The following is a 16,164-nucleotide window of genomic DNA, read 5'->3' as shown; positions in this document are numbered from 1 at the left end:
GCATGATCGAAGTAAAAGGCCTGACCAAGCAGTTCAAGGGCCAGACCGTGCTCAACGGTATCGACCTGACGGTGCAGCCCGGCGAAGTGGTGGCCATCATCGGCCCCAGCGGCTCGGGCAAGACCACCTTCCTGCGCTGCCTGAACCTGCTGGAAACCCCTGATGCCGGGCAGATCCAGATCGGCAACATTCGCATCGATGCCAACCGCCCGCTGGGTAGCCAGCAAGGTGCAATCCGCCAGCTGCGCCAGCAAGCCGGCTTCGTGTTCCAGAACTTCAACCTGTTCCCCCACCGCACGGCCCTGGAAAACGTGATCGAGGGGCCGGTGATCGTCAAGAAGACCCCGAAAGCACAAGCGGCGGAATTGGGCCGGCGGTTATTGGCCAAGGTGGGCCTGGCTGGCAAGGAAGATGCCTACCCACGGCGCCTGTCCGGTGGCCAGCAGCAACGGGTCGCCATTGCCCGCGCCCTGGCCATGGAGCCGGAAGTCATCCTGTTCGACGAGCCGACGTCGGCGCTCGACCCCGAGCTGGTCGGAGAAGTGCTGGCCACCATCCGTGGGCTGGCCGAGGAAAAACGCACCATGATCATCGTCACCCACGAGATGAGCTTTGCTCGCGACGTGGCGAACCGGGTGATTTTCTTCGACAAGGGCGTGATCGTGGAACAGGGCGAGGCCAAGGCACTGTTCGCCAACCCCAAGGAAGAGCGCACACGGCAGTTCCTGCGCAAGTTCCTGGGAACTGCGGCCGGCGATTGAAGGCCATCAGCCGGCGCGCTGGACCTTCAGTCAGCCGGCTGCTTGAACACGTAGAACAGATTCGGCTCGCTGACCAGGTAGATCGTTCCGGCTTCATCCATGGCGATACCCTCTGCCTGCGGTACCGTTTCCTTCAACCCCTGATAGCCCTTGCGCAGCGACAAGGAGCTCAGCGGCCGGCCCTCCACATCCAGTTCCAGCACCAGGCGCGACTCGTCGGACAGCGCCAGCAAGTGCCCGCTGCGCTCATCGAACTGCAGGCTCGACAGGTCCCGTACGAACAGCCGTGAATCGCGCTCGCGGTCCTGCACCACATGCACGGCGTAGGGCTGTTCGGGGTTGGCATGCGGGAAGCCATGAACCTCATAGATCATCATCGGATCCCGCTCCTTGGCCACGAACAGGCGCTTGCCCGCCGAGTCGTATGCCAGGCCCTCGAAGCCCTTGTTTCCGTTCAGGCCAATGCCCAGCGTCAGTTGCTCGGCATCATGGGCATCAAGGAACATCGTGTCATCGTCCAGACGCACACGGATCAACCGCTGCTGGCGTTCGTCGGTGATCACGTAGCTGTTCGGCCCGACGTACTCCACAGCTTCGGGATCGCCGAACCCGGTCAATGGAACACGGCGTAGAATGCGGCCAGCCAACGACAGCTCGATCAATTCCGAGCGCTTGTTGGTCACTGTGAAGAGGGTCTTGCGGTCGGGGTCGTAGGTCAGCGCCGAAACGTCATCGTCCAGCCCTTCGACAGGTTGCGCCTCGACCACCACCCGGTAGCGATCCAGGCCGATGCTCTGCTGCGCAGGCTGCCACCAGGTCTTCAGGTTGAACCAGCCCCGCTCGAACAGGCGAAACTCATAGCCGGCCACCACCAACATGCACAAGGCAAGCAAACCGAAGGTGGCAAGGATCAGTGGCGGGCGGACAAAACGGCGCATAACGGCAGACTCGACGTGAGGATGGCGAATCTAACCATGATCAACTGAAGTAAAGCTTAATGCTGGCGTAAGAATGGCCCGAAGCAATCTTCAGTCTTTTCTGAAGCGATAGAACAGGTTGGGCTCGCTGACCATGTACAGGTTGCCTTGGTCATCCATGGCCACCCCCTCGGCACGCGGCACGGTGTCTTCCAGGCCGTTGAAACCGCCCAGCAGCGTCATGAAGCTGACTTGCAGGCCCTGTTCGTCCAGCTCAAGCAGCATGTTGGAGTCAGCCGACAGCGCGAGCAAATGGCCGGTACGCGGGTCAACGTCAAGGGCCGACAGGTTGCGCAGGTCCAGTTCGTCATTAGGCAGCGATTGCTTCTCGCCCTTCAAAGGGCTGCGGCCATCGGTGCTCCAGGTGAATAGCTTCGGCGGGCGTTCTTCCCCGATGACCAGCCGCTGTCGCAGGGGGTCCCAGGCCACCGATTCGTAGCCCTTGTTGCTCTTGACCGACTCACCCAAGTCGTAGCTCTGGAAGTCGGTTCGGTTCAAGGCCGTGGTGTGCTCATCCACCTTGACCAGGGTCAGGTCGTGGCGGCGCTCGTCGACAATGGCCAGGTGCCCGTCCTCCAGCACAGCGACGCCTTCGGGGTTCTCCCAGCCGTTGAGTGGCATCTTGCGCAGCACATCGCCATCGAGGCTCAACTCGACCAGGAACGGATTCTTGCCCATGACGGCGAACAGGGTGCGGGTGCGCGGGTTGAAGGACAGGTCCGATGCCTCGTCGTCCTCCATGCCCGGCAAGACCTTGGCGTCGATGTCAACCCGATAGTTCGGCAGCCAGACGCTCTCGCTGCGTTCGGCCGAGCTCTCGAAGCGCTCCTTGACCCACAGCAGCCCCCGGTCATCCCAGTGCATCGCCACGGCAACGCCGTAACCGATCACGGCCGCCACGGCCAGCCCGAACGGCCAGCGCAGGAAGAAGCGACGCTTGTGACGGGAGGTGGCAGAGGCGCTGGGGGAGGGAGCCATGCGAAGAGTTCCTGGAATGTGCCGGGCTAACGCTGGCGCCGGTAGATGGACGATGATCAGCGCATTATCCAGATGGTTTGTGAAAAAACTGTCTTGCACACGCGCTGAAGGCCACCTGGCCGACAAGCCGGCTCCCCGGTCAAACCGTGCAACCTGTGGGAGCCGGCTTGCCGGCGATATCCGGCGATGCCGGCAGGCCAGCCGTCAGAGCACGCGGCTTTCGAAACGGCTGACGCCCGGCAGCTCCAGCACCAGCTCATCGCCCACGCTGAACGGGCCAACGCCGGCTGGCGTGCCGGTCAGAACCACATCGCCCGCCTGCAGGGAAAAGTGCGCGGCAATGTGCTGGATCATCGGCACGATGGGGTTGAGCATCATCGCGCTGTTGCCATCCTGGCGCACTTCGCCATTGATGGTCAGGCGAATGCCAATGTCGGTCAGATCCTCGAAGCTGGCGGCGGAAACGAACGGCGGCAGCACGCAGGCACCATCGAAGCTCTTGCTCAGCTCCCACGGCAGGCCCTTTTCCTTGAGCTTGGCCTGCACGTCGCGCAGGGTCAGGTCCAGGGCTGGCGCATAACCGGAAATAGCGTCGAGCACCTCTTCCTCGGTCGGCTTGGTGGACAGCGGCTTGCCCAGCAGAACTGCGATCTCCGCTTCGTAGTGAACCGAGCCACGGTCGGTCGGAATCTTGAAGCCACCTTCCAGCGGCACCACGCAACTGCCTGGCTTGATGAACAGCAGCGGCTCGGTGGGAATGGGGTTGTCCAGTTCCTTGGCATGCTCGGCATAGTTACGGCCGATGCACACCACCTTGCCCAGTGGGAAGTGGATGCGCGTGCCGTCTACGTACTGGTGCTGGTAACTCATGGCCGACTCCTCTGGATACTGCTTTTTATTCAGGAGCGAAGATCTTACCCGGATTCATGATCCCGTTAGGGTCGAAGACGGCCTTAATTGCCTTCATGCAGGCAATTTCTTCAGGCGAGCGGCTGTAGCCCAGGTAGTCGCGCTTGGTCATGCCTACGCCGTGCTCCGCGGAGATCGAGCCGTCATAGCGCTGCACGATCTCGAACACCCACTTGTTGACCTTGGCACAGGAGGCGAAGAAATCATCCTTGCTCATAGAGTCGGGCTTGAGGATGTTCAGGTGCAGGTTGCCGTCGCCGATGTGGCCATACCAGACCACTTCGTAGTCCGGGTAGTGCTCGGCGACAATGGCGTCGATGTCACGCAGGAAAGCCGGCACTTTCGAAACGGTGACCGAGATGTCGTTCTTGTACGGCGTCCAGTGGGAGATGGTCTCGGACAGGTACTCGCGTAGCTTCCACAGGTTCTTGAGCTGGGTCTCGCTCTGGCTCATCACCCCATCCAGCACCCAGCCCTGCTCGACGCAATGCTCGAAAGTGGCCAGGGCCTCGTTGGCGACGTCCTCGGTGCTGGCCTCGAATTCCAGCAGGGCATAGAACGGGCAGTCGGTCTCGAACGGTGCCGGCACATCGCCTCGTGCCATGATCTTGGCCAGGCCCTTGTCGGAGAAGAACTCGAAGGCGGTCAGGTCCAGCCTGGCCTGGAAGGCATGCAGCACTGGCATGATCGAGTCGAAGTCCGGTGTGCCCAGCACCATGGCAGTAAGGTTGCGCGCAGCGCGATCCAGGCGCATGGTGGCCTCGACCACGAAGCCCAGCGTACCTTCGGCACCGATGAACAGCTGGCGAAGGTCATAGCCTGTGGCGTTCTTGATCAGGTCCTTGTTCAATTCGAGCAGTTCACCCTTGCCAGTGACCACCTTGAGGCCCGCGACCCAGTTGCGGGTCATGCCGTAGCGAATGACCTTGATCCCACCGGCATTGGTGCCGATATTGCCGCCAATCTGACTGGAGCCGGAGGAAGCGAAGTCCACCGGGTAATACAAGCCATGTTCTTCGGCGAACAATTGCAGTTGGCGGGTGATGACACCCGGCTGACAGACCACGGTGCGGTCGAAGGCATTGAAGTCGAGAATCTGGTTCATGTAGTCGAAAGCGACGACGACTTCGCCGTTGGCCGCCACGGCGCCGGCAGAAAGCCCGGTCCGCCCGCCAGAAGGCACCAGCGCGACCTTGTGGCAATTGGCCCAGCGGACGATGGCCTGTACCTGCTCGACCGTCTTGGGAAAGACGATGGCCGAGGGTGCTGGGGGAAAATGCTTGGTCCAGTCCTTGCCGTAGGTATCAAGGGAAGCCGCGTCGGTCAGCACCCGGCCAGGGTCGACCAGGGTCTTCAGTTCATCAATTACCGCCGGGTGGGTCATCGCCGGAACTCTCGACTTATTCATAGTCACCCTGAGCACTCTTCACCTGTCGGGATAAGCTCAGATTGTGTCGCGTATGCTAGCATAGCCCCCCTGCTGTTCGTGCTAAGGCCGACACCGCGCCGCTTTACCCCCTCGCCATTTTTTCTCCGGGATACAGGTTTACGCAGATGAGCAAGACTTCTCTCGACAAGAGCAAGATCAGGTTCCTTCTTCTTGAAGGTGTGCACCAGAACGCGGTGGATACCCTCAAGGCTGCCGGGTACACCAATATCGAGTACCACACTGGCTCGCTGCCAGAGGCGGAACTCAAGGAAAAGATCGCTGATGCCCACTTCATCGGCATCCGCTCGCGTACCCAGCTGACCGAAGAGATCTTCGACAGTGCCAAGAAACTGGTCGCTGTCGGCTGCTTCTGCATCGGTACCAACCAGGTCGACCTGAACGCTGCCCGCGAGCGCGGCATCGCCGTGTTCAACGCCCCGTACTCCAACACCCGTTCGGTGGCCGAACTGGTACTGGCTGAAGCCATCCTGCTGCTGCGCGGCATCCCTGAGAAAAACGCCTCGTGCCACCGTGGCGGCTGGATCAAGAGCGCGGCCAACTCGTTCGAAATCCGTGGCAAGAAACTGGGCATCGTCGGCTACGGCTCGATCGGTACCCAGCTGTCGGTCCTGGCCGAAAGCCTGGGCATGCAGGTCTACTTCTACGACCCGCTGACCAAGCTGCCGCTGGGTAACGCCACCCAGGTCACCAGCCTGCACGAACTGCTGGGCCTGGCCGACATCGTCTCGCTGCACGTTCCTGAGCTGCCCTCCACCCAGTGGATGATTGGCGAGAAGGAAATCCGTGCGATGAAGAAGGGCTCGATCCTGATCAACGCCGCCCGTGGCACCGTGGTCGAACTGGATCACCTGGCCGCCGCCATCAAGGACAAGCACCTGATCGGCGCCGCCATCGACGTATTCCCGGTCGAGCCTCGCTCCAACGACGAGCAGTTCGAAAGCCCGCTGCGTGGCCTGGACAACGTGATCCTGACCCCGCACATCGGTGGTTCCACCGCCGAAGCGCAGGCCAACATCGGCCTGGAAGTGGCCGAGAAGCTGGTCAAGTACAGCGACAACGGTACCTCGGTATCGTCGGTCAACTTCCCGGAAGTGGCCCTGCCAGCGCACCCAGGCAAGCATCGCCTGCTGCACATCCACGAAAACATCCCTGGCGTACTCAGCGAGATCAACAAGGTCTTCGCCGAAAACGGCATCAACATCTCCGGTCAGTTCCTGCAGACCGACGAGAAAGTGGGTTACGTGGTAATCGACGTGGACGCCGAGTACTCGGACCTGGCGCAAGAGAAACTGCAGCACGTCAAGGGCACCATCCGTTCCCGCGTACTGTTCTGAGTTTCCACCGCTAACGAAAAAGGCGACCTTCGATGAAGGTCGCCTTTTTTATTGCCTGTGTCCCGGCTCTTTCGCGAATGAACCCGCTCCGGCAGCTTCAGCATGCGAAAGGAGCAGCAATCATTTCACGGTTACCGTGATTTTCTTCGACTCGACGCTCGGCTTGAACGGCACGTGATACTGGTCGCCCAGCACCAGCTGCAAGGTGTGCTTGCCTGGGGTCAGGGTAATGGTCGCTTCGGTCTGCGCCTTGCCGAAGTGCAGCACTTGCGGGCCGGCCGGCAGCGGCGCGTTGTTCTCCGGCATCAGGCTGGTTGGCAATGGCTGATCGGCAGCCGGTGCTGTGTCGACATCCACCAACAGGTGGTGATGGCCGGTGTGCGGGGTCTGGTCGCCAGCGGGCTTGAGCGCCATGCCTTCGATACCGAACTTGACGGTAAAGGTCTTGTCGACCGTGGCACCATCGGCGGGGGAAACGATGAAGACCTTGGCATCCTGGGGCGGTTCCTGGCTCTTGAGCGCATCCGCAGCGCCGGCGAACACCGATACCCCCATCAGCAAACCGGCGACGGCAGCACGCGAAAATAGGCTGTTCATTCACTTCTCCTGTGATTCACTTATTGGCCGCCCCCAGTAAAACGAATGGCGGCGGTAATTCACCATAGCCCACAAAGAGAATTTTTTCAGTTAGGGTTAAACCTCGCCAAGGCTTCAAGGTCATAGGCTGCGCTCGACCGTGACGAGGAAGAAAGTCGCGGCGAAGGTTATTCATCTGCCAAATAAAAGGGGCATTCATGCGTTCGACCATAGGCGTACTGCTGGCAGTACTGATCACTCCATTGGCTCAGGCCGAGCTGATAGATGAAATCAACGACCGCGGCGAACTGCGCATTGTCGTGCAGGCTGATAACAAGCCTTACGCCTTCAAGGAAAACGACCGCCTGACCGGCTTTCAGGTCGAGTTTGGCCAGGACCTTGCCCGTGAGCTGGACCTGCGCGCCGAGTTCATCGAGGCGCCTGCTGCCGATGTGCTACCAGGCGTAGAAAGCGGGAAGTACGACGTCGCACTGACGGCGGAGCAAGCACAGACCGCCGCCAACGGCACATTGGATGTCAGCCAGCCTTATGGCGAGAAGCAGCTGGTCATTCCGTTCCAGAAGGACAACCCGGCCTTCCAAAGCGCGCTGAACAATGCCCTTCAGCGCCTGAAGGACAGTGGCCGTACCGCACAACTCGAACAGAAGTGGTTCAAGGCGATTCAGACAGCCGAGCCAGCGCCCGCTGCGCTTGCTCCAACTCCAGCTCACTGAACACCAGCACGCCCTCGCGCCGCAGCAATGCCGCCGTGACGCCCTCCCCCGGCACCTTCACCGCGCTGAAGGTGCCATCGTAGGTCAAACGGTTGCCACACGAGGGGCTGCCGGCTTTGAGCACCGCCACGCCGATCGCGTGCTGGCGCACCAACGCCAGCGCCTGCCGCGCCCCAGCCAGAAAGGCACCGCTGACATCCTCCCCGGTGACTGTCAGCACCTGCGCCATGCCATCGAGTACCTGTCCGCCTTGCCCGCCCGGAATCTCCGCAGGAGGACGCGGCGTCGGCAAGCCGCCGGCCACTTCCGGACACAACGGCACTACACGGCCTTCGGCCTGCCAGCGCTGCAACTGATCGTGGTGCCCGCTGGCCCGGCCGTCGTAGCGCACCGGTTGCCCCAGCAGGCAGGCGCTGACCAGGACCTTCGGCAAGTCAGAAGGGTTCGTTGCCACGGCGGCGGAACCAGCCCGTCAGCGACAAGCGCTCGCGCCCGGCCGGCAAGACTTCATGGGGAACATCACCCGAGAGGAATACCACCAGGCTACCGGCCAACGGCAGGACGTCGTGCTCGACTTCGTCGGCCAGGAACATGCGCAACTGGCCGCCGTCCTGGGGCTGCCAGTCTTCATTGAGGTAGAACACCGCCGAAACGCTGCGGCGATCATCGTCGCGGAAACGATCCAGGTGCCGGCGATAGAATGCACCCGGTGGATACAGGGCGAAATGGCATTCGAAGTCCTCGAGCCCCAGGAACAGGCTACGGTTGATGGCCTGACGCAAGCAGTCCATGGCTTCGAGATAGCGATCGCAGGCGTCGGCCTGACCGGGGTCGATCCACTGGATCTGGTCGCCGCGAATGGCCTCGCGCACTTCCTGGGAAGCGCCCCGTCCAACCCCGGCAGGGTTGAGTTCGCCTTCGGCATGACGGCGCCGACACTCGGCCGCCAGGGCGCGCACCAGGTCCGCAGGCAAGAAAAGGGCCTGCTGCGACCAGCCACGGGTGGCGAGGTCATCGACGACGGCCGACAGCATAGGGTGTTCAGGAGAGATGTGCATGGCGCGCATCATATCCATTAGCCATGACCACGGACAGCGCCACTTGGCTGAGAACCACGCTGATATCTCGACAAAATACCGCCGAGCCAAGGACAATAGCCGCCTGCCGACAGGAGTCCTGAATGCGCCGTCTGTTTTCCCTGCTTCTGCTGATGATCTGCACCATGCCTGTCTGGGCAGACAGCCTCGATCAACTGTACAAGGCCGCCGGCTGGCCCGACCAGCGCGCCCATTTCAACGATGCCCTGACCGCTGCCCAGCAGCGCTACCGCAACAGTTTGCCGCCTGCCGTCTACCAGGCCCTGGTCAACAACAGCAACCAGCGCTTCCAGGCCCAGGCCATGGACCGCCGTGCCCAGGCGCAACTGCGCGCTACCCTGCCCAACCCTTCGCCAGCGCTGGCCTTTTTCCAGTCGCCACTGGGGCGCAAGGTGGTGGCGGCTGAACTTCAAGCTACCCGCAAGGACCAGTTGGCCAAGAATGCCAAGGGCCTGCCAAAGGTCCAGGCCAGCGACGACCGCCTGCTGATCATCGGCCACCTGGCCCAGGCCTTGCCGGCACGCGAGGCCGGAGCCGAAGTGAGCCTGGCGATCGCCGGCGTGGCGGCCGACAGCCTCAGCTCGATGATCCCCGGACTGTTCGGGGGCGGGCAGGCCCAGGGCATGCTCGACGGCCAGCGCCAGCGCCTGATGTCGCAAATCGGCGAAGACCTGAACAACACGCTGCTGTATGTCTATCGCGACTTGTCCGATGCCGAGCTGGAGCAATTCGCCACCTTCGCCGAGTCGCCTGAAGGCAAGGCGTACTACCAGGCAGCCCTTGCCGCTGTGCGTGCGGGGCTGGCGGTGGGGCAAAGTACCGAGGATCTCAAGTAGTCACGCCCAGCCGCTGGTCGATGAATGCGAAGTAGCGCTGGCGGATGCCAGGCAACTCGTTGGCCAGGTGGTGTCGTGCTTCCGGCAGCATCAGAATCTGTGGTTCGCGGAATTTGGCCTTGAGCACCTTGAGGTTATGCTGCCAATCCACCGTGCCGTCTGCCTCGCCCTGCACGATCAGCGGTTGCCGCGTGCTGCGCGGCGCCGCCTCGATCCGCTTGACCCAAGCCGCCAACGCCCCAACCCAGGCCGTGGGCAGGCGCCGAGGTTGGAGCGGGTCCGCTTCGAGAAAGGGCAAGAAAGCAGGGTCGTTGGTGTTCTCGCTGAAGCGCCGCTCGATGCCATTGACGAAGTGGCGCAACACACAATAGCTCAACTTCGACCAGCGCCACCCCCTTGGCCGCACCAACGGCGCCAACAGAATCACTTGGCCATCGGACGGGCTATGCTCGCCCTTGCTCAACAGGTGGTCGATCACGATTGCCCCACCCGTGCTTTGCCCACACAGGTGCCATGGACGAGGTAGCTCAAGCATGCGCGCCTGCTCGAACAACGCATCGAGCACCTGCTGGTACAGCGCAAAATCCTTGATGCTGGCGCGCTCGCCGCTAGACAGGCCGTGGCCTGGCAGGTCGCAACTGATGACCGCATAACCCAGGCCCAGGGCCCATTCGATCACATGTCGGTACAGGCCCATGTGGTCGTAGTAACCGTGCATCAGAAATAGCGTTGCCGTCGGCTCCCTGGGTAGCCACACCTGGCCGACCACCTCGAAACCCGCTGCCTGGAAGCGGCCAAGCCAACTGCGGGCCGGCAGGTCCAGGCCGTAGAAGCGCTGGTATTGCTGGGCCTGCGCCGACAAACGCTCACAGGCTGTCAGCGGTGCAAGGCTGGTACGCAGGTGATTGGGGTCGAAAACAGCGGGCATCAGGTGCATCCACGGTAGAGCAAGTATTGATCTGGGATATTCAGCTCTGCCTGGCGTCATGGCAAGCTTGCTGACCTTCGAACGCACTGCACTGCCGCTCGCACAAGGCTCCGGAAACCCCATGAACGCCCACGTCATCAAGCCTGCAATCACCCTACTGGCACTTGCACTCTGCGCCGCCGGACTGTGGTGGGCCTACGATAGTTTCCAGTCCCGTTACCTGCGCTCGTTCGACAACCAGGCCACCCTGTTCGACGGCAGCCAACTGCGCCTGCCTGCAGAGCTGGCGGGCCCCGGGCCGATCCGGGTGGTGCACTTCTGGGACCCAGCTTGCCCCTGCAACGTCGGCAACCAGCAGCACCTGGGTGACCTGGTCAGCCACTTTGCCGACCAAGGCGTCACCTTCTTCGTCGTGCACAAGCCAGGCAGCCACGGCCAGTTGCCAGCCAACCTCAGCAGCCTGAAACCTATCACCCGTCTTCCCGGCAGCGAGCAGCTGCCAGCCTCACCTGCCGTGGCGATCTGGGACCGCCAGGGCCGCCTGGCCTACTTCGGCCCCTATAGCGAAGGCGCGGTGTGCAATGCCAGCAACAGCTTCATTGAACCCATCCTCAAGGCGTTGCTCGACGGCCGCCCAGTCACGGCCTCCAACACCTTGGCCGTCGGCTGCTATTGCACTTGGGCCGGGTGACGCTCGCGCGCAGGGTTACCCACCACCACAGCACCCGCAGGCACATCGCGCGTGACCACGCTGCCCGCGCCGATCACGGCATCGTCACCGATGGTCACGCCTGGCAAGATGATCGCCGCCCCACCGATCCACACGTTGTTACCGATAGTCACCGGCCGACCACTTTCAAGGCCGGTTCGCCGCAGTGCCGGGTCGAGGGGATGGTCGGCGGTATAGATCTGCACGGCGGGTCCGACCTGGCAGTCGTCGCCGATCCGCACAGGCAGCACATCCAGAATCACGCAGTTGAAATTCATGAAGCTGTTGCGGCCGATGCTGATGTTGTAGCCATAGTCGCAATAGAACGGCGGCCGGATTACCGCACCTTCGCCAGCATGACCGAAGTGTTCGGCGAGCAGGCCATGGCGCTGTTCGTTGAGCAATTCGAAGCTGTTGTTGTATCGCTGCATCCAGTGTTTGTTGGCGATCTGCTCGGCCTGGAGTTCAGGACAACTGGCGTGGTAAAGCTGGCCACTGAGCATCTTCTGTTTTTCGCTGAGGGACATGGGTACGGCTCTCCAAGGGCTATGCTCTGTTCGCGAATCCGTCGATGATCGGACCACAGTTTTGGCGTTCATGCACACAAGGAGTATCGATGAAGCGCAGCTTGACCGTGTTGGCCCTCGTCATGGCGGTGGCCGCGGGAGCCGGTTACTGGTACGTGCAAGGCAAGTTGCCGCGACGCGAGGGCGAGGTTGCCTTGGCCGGCCTGCAAGCGCCGGTCAGCGTGCGCTACGACGCCCGGGGGGTGCCGCACCTGCAGGCACGGAACGAGCAAGACCTGTACCGCGCCCTGGGTTATGTGCACGCCCAGGATCGGCTGTTCCAGATGGAAATCATGCGCCGGCTGGCCCAGGGTGAACTGGCCGAAGTGCTGGGCAGCAAGCTGGTGCCCACAGACACCCTGTTCCGCAGCTTGCGCATCCGCGAGCAGGCTGCGCTCATGGCGCGCCGCCAAGACCACAGCGCGCCGGCCTGGCAAGCCCTGCAAGCTTATCTCGATGGCGTCAACGCCTGGCAGAGCAGCCACCCCAAGCCCATGGAGTTCGACCTGCTAGGCATCACGCCGCGCCCGTTCACCGCCGAGGACACCCTGAGCATCGCAGGCTACCTGGCCTATAGCTTTGCCGCTGCGTTCCGGACCGAGCCTGCGCTGACCTACATTCGCGATCAACTCGGCCCACAGTACCTGACTCTGTTCGATCTGGACTGGAAGCCCCAGGGTGACTTGAACGCCCCCCTGGCGGCTGCCGACTGGACCAGCCTGGAAACCCTCGCCCGGCTCAGCCAAGAAGCGCTGGGCGATGCGGGCATCCCGCAGTTCGAGGGCAGCAACGCCTGGGCCATAGCCGGTAGCCGCACCCGCAGCGGCCTGCCCCTGCTGGCCGGCGACCCGCACATCAGCTTTGCGGTGCCGGCGGTGTGGTATGAAGCCGAGCTTTCAGCCCCCGGCTTCAACTTGTATGGGTATTTTCAGGCACTCAACCCCTTCGCCATGCTCGGGCACAACCGCGACTTCGGCTGGAGCCTGACCATGTTCCAGAACGACGATGTCGATCTGATCGCGGAGCGGACCAATCCGGCCAATGCCGAACACGTGATGGTCGATGGCAAGTGGCGCCCCCTCGAAAAGACAGAGCAGAAGATTGCAGTCAAAGGTGAAGCGCCAGTCACCCTCACCCTGCGCCGCTCCCCCCACGGCCCGATCGTCAACGATGTGCTCGGTGCCACCGCCAGCACCACGCCCATTGCCATGTGGTGGGCGTTCCTCGAAACCGAGAACCCAATCCTGGAAGGCTTCTACCAGCTCAACCGTGCGGACACCCTGGGCAAGATGCGCGAGGCGGTGGCCAAGGTGCAGGCGCCCGGCCTGAACTTCGTCTGGGCCAACGCGCGCGGCGACATCGGCTGGTGGGCGGCGGCGAAGCTGCCGATACGCCCCGATGGCGTGAACCCAACCTTCATCCTCGACGGCGCCAGCGCGCAGGCGAACAAGCTGGGCTTCTACCCGTTCAGCGTCAACCCACAGCAGGAAAACCCAGCCAGCGGCTACATCGTGTCAGCCAACTTCCAGCCACCCGCCACGGTGCCCGTACCGGGCTATTACAACTTGCCGGATCGGGGCCGCCAACTCGACCGCCGGCTGGCCGACCCTGATATCAAGTGGGACACCCGCAACAGCCAGTCCCTGCAATTGGACACCAGCAACGATTATGGCCCTCGCACCCTGGCACCACTGCTGTCGACCCTGCGTGCGGTGGCCCAGGGCGACGAGGAAAAAGAGCTGGTCGAACAGCTGGCCGCCTGGCGCGGCGATTACCCGCTGGACTCGATCAGTGCCACGCTGTTCAACCAGTTTCTCTATGAGCTGGCGTTCGCGGCCTTGCATGACGAACTGGGTGATACCTGGTTCCCGGTGTTGATCAGCACCCGTGCCATCGACGCCGCCCTCCCACGCCTGGCCGCCGACCCACAGTCGCCCTGGTGGAACCTGCGCGGCGGCAATGAACGCACCGACCGGACGGCCATCGTGCGCATGGCCTGGCAAAAGAGCCTTGTGCACCTGCGGGATACCTTCGGCAAGGACCCGGCGAGCTGGCAATGGGGCAAGGCCCACACCCTCACCCACAACCACCCGCTGGGAGCGAAGAAGCCGCTGAACCTGTTGTTCAATGTCGGTCCATTCGCGGCGCCCGGCACCCATGAGGTACCGAACAACCTCTCGGCGAAGATCGGCCCGGCGCCCTGGCCGGTCACCTACGGGCCTTCGACGCGGCGGTTGATCGACTTCGCAGACGCCTCGCAAGCGCTGACCAGTAACCCGGTCGGGCAGAGTGGCGTGCTGTTCGACACCCATTACGCCGACCAGGCCGAGGACTACATCAACGGCCGCTACGCCAAAGCGCAAATGGGCGTCATACCGGCCCAAGGCACGCTACGATTGAACCCGGCACATTAACCAGCAAGGCACCCCCATGCAGAAACACTTCATCGAAATCGACGGCGCCCGCATGAGCTACGTCGACCAAGGCCAGGGCTTCCCGGTCCTGCTGGGCCACAGCTACCTGTGGTCGGCCCAGATGTGGCAACCGCAGATCGAGGCGCTGTCACAACACTTCCGAGTCATCGTCCCCGAGCTGTGGGGCCATGGCGACTCCGACGCGCCACCGGCCACCACTACCGACATGGGCGCCCTGACTCGCCAACACCTGGCGTTGCTGGATGCCCTGGATATTCCCAAGTGCCACTTGGTAGGCCTGTCGGTCGGCGGCATGTGGGGCGCACAGTTGGCCATCGAGCACCCGACGCGTATCGACCGCCTGGTGCTGATGGACACTTACCTGGGTGCCGAACCTGAAGCGACCCGGCTGAAGTACTTCGGCCTGCTGGATGCCGCCAGTGCAGCAGGCTGTTTCCCGGAGCCGCTGCTGGATATCGTCGTGCCGATTTTCTTCCATGCCGAAGGCCAGACGGTGCCAGCGGTTCGCGAGCGTTTCCGCGCGGACCTGAAGGCCAGCACCGCGCAGGCCATTCGCAACAGCCTGGACCCCATGGGCCGGGTGATCTTCGGACGCCCCGACCTGCTGGCGCGGCTGGGTGAACTGGCGGCGCACAGGACCATCGTCCTCTGTGGCGACCAGGACATCCCCCGGCCGCCGGCCGAGTCTGGCGAAATGGCAAGGATCATCGGCTGCCTGGCGGCGCAGATCCCGTTTGCAGGACACATCTCCAGCCTTGAGAACCCGCAGGTGGTGAATGATTTCCTGCTGAGCTGGTTGCCGCGCAGCGCCTGAGAAGAACGGCGCGCTCCTATCGGCCGAAAACGAAAACGCCGACACACAGGTGTCGGCGTTTTCACATCAGGCAACGCGTTAACGGCGCATCAGAACGCCGGCAACACTGCACCCTGGTACTTCTTGGTGATGAATGCCTTCACCTCGGGGCTGGTCAGGGCCTTGGCCAGCTTCTGGATGGCTTCGCTGTCCTTGTTGTCCGGACGCGCCACCAGGAAGTTCACATACGGCGAGTCGCTGCCCTCGATCACCAAGGCATCCTTGGCAGGGTTCAGGCCGGCTTCCAGCGCGTAGTTGGTGTTGATCATGTCCAGGTCGACCTGGTCCAGCACACGCGGCAGCATGGCCGACTCCAGCTCACGGAACTTGAGCTTCTTGGGGTTCTCGGCGATGTCTTTCGGCGTGGCCAGCGCGTTCTTCGGATCTTTCAGGGTAATCAGGCCAGCCTTCTGCAGGAGCAGCAGGGCACGGCCGCTGTTGCTGCCCTCGTTAGGGATTGCAATGGTGGCGCCTTCTTTGAGCTCGGCCAGGGACTTGACCTTCTTCGAATAGCCACCGAACGGCTCGACGTGCACGCCGATCACGGTTTCCAGGTGGGTACCCTTGCCTTCGTTGAAGTTCTGCAGGTACGGCAAGGTCTGGAAGTAGTTGGCGTCCAGGCGCTTCTGGTCGACCTGCACGTTGGGCTGGACGTAGTCGGTGAAGACCTTGATCTGCAGGTCGACACCTTCCTTGGCCAGGGTCGGCTTGATCAGCTCCAGGATCTCGGCATGCGGTACGGGGGTCGCTGCAACTACCAGTTTCTCGGCGGCGCAGGCCAGGCCGGCGAACGACAGCGCAGCGGCCAGGGCAGTGGTCAACAGAGTCTTCTTCATGGTGTTCCTTGTTATGAACCTGGGCCATCGGTGATGGCAAAGTCGGGTGCCCAACCGTTCTAGCGGGGGGGCGTGAGGCGGACAATACCGAGATTTTTTATACCGTAACAATATCTTTTAATTAGCTGCTTATTCCAAAATCAAAAAGCCATCACCCACTTTGCTTATGAGCCCTGTTGCCCGCC

At 62.4% G+C, this 16,164-nt stretch carries 18 protein-coding genes; 7 read left to right on the top strand and 11 right to left on the bottom strand.

Annotated elements, in window-relative coordinates; all coding sequences use genetic code 11:
- Window positions 1-2: 2 nt before the first annotated feature.
- Entirely contained in the window at window positions 3-761 is a 759-nt protein-coding gene (gene tcyN, locus H620_RS0109325) for an L-cystine ABC transporter ATP-binding protein TcyN (RefSeq protein ID WP_023382915.1), read from the top strand.
- A gap of 26 nt (window positions 762-787) precedes the next feature.
- Here the strand turns inward: tcyN and H620_RS0109320 are convergent, their stop codons facing one another.
- The 4 genes from H620_RS0109320 to H620_RS0109305 all read right to left on the bottom strand — a co-directional run bounded on the left by H620_RS0109320 (window position 788) and on the right by H620_RS0109305 (window position 5,009).
- Window positions 788-1,699: an SdiA-regulated domain-containing protein gene (locus H620_RS0109320; protein WP_023382916.1), complete on the bottom strand. Its 912-nt coding sequence runs from the start codon at window positions 1,697-1,699 to the stop codon at window positions 788-790.
- A 90-nt stretch (window positions 1,700-1,789) separates the two neighbouring features.
- Entirely contained in the window at window positions 1,790-2,716 is a 927-nt protein-coding gene (locus tag H620_RS0109315; protein WP_027907220.1) for an SdiA-regulated domain-containing protein, read from the bottom strand.
- Window positions 2,717-2,920: 204 nt separating this feature from the next.
- Window positions 2,921-3,586, bottom strand: a complete 666-nt coding sequence (locus H620_RS0109310) for a fumarylacetoacetate hydrolase family protein (RefSeq protein ID WP_023382918.1) — start codon at window positions 3,584-3,586, stop codon at window positions 2,921-2,923.
- Window positions 3,587-3,611: 25 nt separating this feature from the next.
- Window positions 3,612-5,009, bottom strand: coding sequence for an FAD-binding oxidoreductase (locus H620_RS0109305; protein ID WP_023382919.1), 1,398 nt, complete (start codon window positions 5,007-5,009; stop codon window positions 3,612-3,614).
- A gap of 170 nt (window positions 5,010-5,179) precedes the next feature.
- Between H620_RS0109305 and serA the strand changes: the two genes are divergently transcribed.
- The gene (gene serA / locus H620_RS0109300) at window positions 5,180-6,409 is read left to right on the top strand and encodes a phosphoglycerate dehydrogenase (protein ID WP_023382920.1); all 1,230 of its coding nucleotides are present in this window, start codon (window positions 5,180-5,182) and stop codon (window positions 6,407-6,409) included.
- 120 nt (window positions 6,410-6,529) lie between these two features.
- On the opposite strand, the gene H620_RS0109295 is transcribed toward serA, so the two are convergent.
- Together H620_RS0109295 and H620_RS26920 are read right to left on the bottom strand one after the other, a co-directional pair.
- The gene (locus H620_RS0109295) at window positions 6,530-7,006 is read right to left on the bottom strand and encodes a DUF4399 domain-containing protein (protein ID WP_023382921.1); all 477 of its coding nucleotides are present in this window, start codon (window positions 7,004-7,006) and stop codon (window positions 6,530-6,532) included.
- A 16-nt stretch (window positions 7,007-7,022) separates the two neighbouring features.
- Entirely contained in the window at window positions 7,023-7,205 is a 183-nt protein-coding gene (locus tag H620_RS26920) for a hypothetical protein (protein ID WP_148299941.1), read from the bottom strand.
- Between H620_RS26920 and H620_RS25675 the strand changes: the two genes are divergently transcribed.
- Window positions 7,204-7,719 (top strand): substrate-binding periplasmic protein, encoded by a 516-nt coding sequence (locus H620_RS25675; RefSeq protein WP_023382922.1) that lies wholly within the window; start codon window positions 7,204-7,206, stop codon window positions 7,717-7,719. The genes H620_RS26920 and H620_RS25675 overlap by 2 nt on opposite strands.
- On the opposite strand, the gene H620_RS0109285 is transcribed toward H620_RS25675, so the two are convergent.
- Both H620_RS0109285 and H620_RS0109280 read right to left on the bottom strand, forming a co-directional pair.
- A complete protein-coding gene (locus H620_RS0109285) occupies window positions 7,658-8,173 on the bottom strand; it encodes a 2-thiouracil desulfurase family protein (RefSeq protein ID WP_027907219.1) in 516 nt (171 codons plus the stop codon). The two genes, H620_RS25675 and H620_RS0109285, sit on opposite strands and share 62 nt — an antisense overlap.
- Window positions 8,154-8,786 carry a 2OG-Fe(II) oxygenase gene (locus H620_RS0109280; protein WP_081669665.1) on the bottom strand — a complete coding sequence of 211 codons (633 nt, stop codon included), beginning with the start codon at window positions 8,784-8,786 and terminating at the stop codon, window positions 8,154-8,156. Before H620_RS0109280 ends, H620_RS0109285 begins: the two co-directional genes overlap by 20 nt.
- A 113-nt stretch (window positions 8,787-8,899) precedes the next feature.
- Here H620_RS0109280 and H620_RS0109275 point away from each other — a divergent pair, with 113 nt between their 5' ends.
- A complete protein-coding gene (locus tag H620_RS0109275; protein WP_023382925.1) occupies window positions 8,900-9,652 on the top strand; it encodes a DUF2059 domain-containing protein in 753 nt (250 codons plus the stop codon).
- Here the strand turns inward: H620_RS0109275 and bipL are convergent.
- Window positions 9,645-10,580, bottom strand: a complete 936-nt coding sequence (bipL, locus tag H620_RS0109270; RefSeq protein ID WP_023382926.1) for a phospholipase BipL — start codon at window positions 10,578-10,580, stop codon at window positions 9,645-9,647. The genes H620_RS0109275 and bipL overlap by 8 nt on opposite strands.
- Window positions 10,581-10,701: 121 nt before the next feature.
- Between bipL and H620_RS0109265 the strand changes: the two genes are divergently transcribed.
- Window positions 10,702-11,271, top strand: a complete 570-nt coding sequence (locus H620_RS0109265; protein ID WP_027907217.1) for a DUF6436 domain-containing protein — start codon at window positions 10,702-10,704, stop codon at window positions 11,269-11,271.
- On the opposite strand, the gene H620_RS0109260 is transcribed toward H620_RS0109265, so the two are convergent.
- Entirely contained in the window at window positions 11,250-11,816 is a 567-nt protein-coding gene (locus H620_RS0109260; protein WP_023382928.1) for a sugar O-acetyltransferase, read from the bottom strand. The two genes, H620_RS0109265 and H620_RS0109260, sit on opposite strands and share 22 nt — an antisense overlap.
- Window positions 11,817-11,905: 89 nt before the next feature.
- Here H620_RS0109260 and H620_RS0109255 point away from each other — a divergent pair, with 89 nt between their 5' ends.
- Complete coding sequence (locus tag H620_RS0109255; RefSeq protein ID WP_027907216.1) at window positions 11,906-14,269, top strand: penicillin acylase family protein; 2,364 nt, start codon at window positions 11,906-11,908, stop codon at window positions 14,267-14,269.
- A 16-nt stretch (window positions 14,270-14,285) separates the two neighbouring features.
- Complete coding sequence (locus tag H620_RS0109250) at window positions 14,286-15,104, top strand: alpha/beta fold hydrolase (protein WP_023382930.1); 819 nt, start codon at window positions 14,286-14,288, stop codon at window positions 15,102-15,104.
- An 89-nt stretch (window positions 15,105-15,193) separates the two neighbouring features.
- Here H620_RS0109250 and H620_RS0109245 read toward each other — a convergent pair whose 3' ends face one another.
- Entirely contained in the window at window positions 15,194-15,979 is a 786-nt protein-coding gene (locus H620_RS0109245) for a MetQ/NlpA family ABC transporter substrate-binding protein (RefSeq protein ID WP_023382931.1), read from the bottom strand.
- Window positions 15,980-16,164: the final 185 nt, after the last annotated feature.

Source organism: Pseudomonas taiwanensis DSM 21245, from assembly GCF_000425785.1.
In the GTDB taxonomy this organism is placed as follows: domain Bacteria; phylum Pseudomonadota; class Gammaproteobacteria; order Pseudomonadales; family Pseudomonadaceae; genus Aquipseudomonas; species Aquipseudomonas taiwanensis.
Note: the sequence above shows the minus strand (reverse complement) of the source record. Positions and strands in the feature narration are given on the sequence as shown.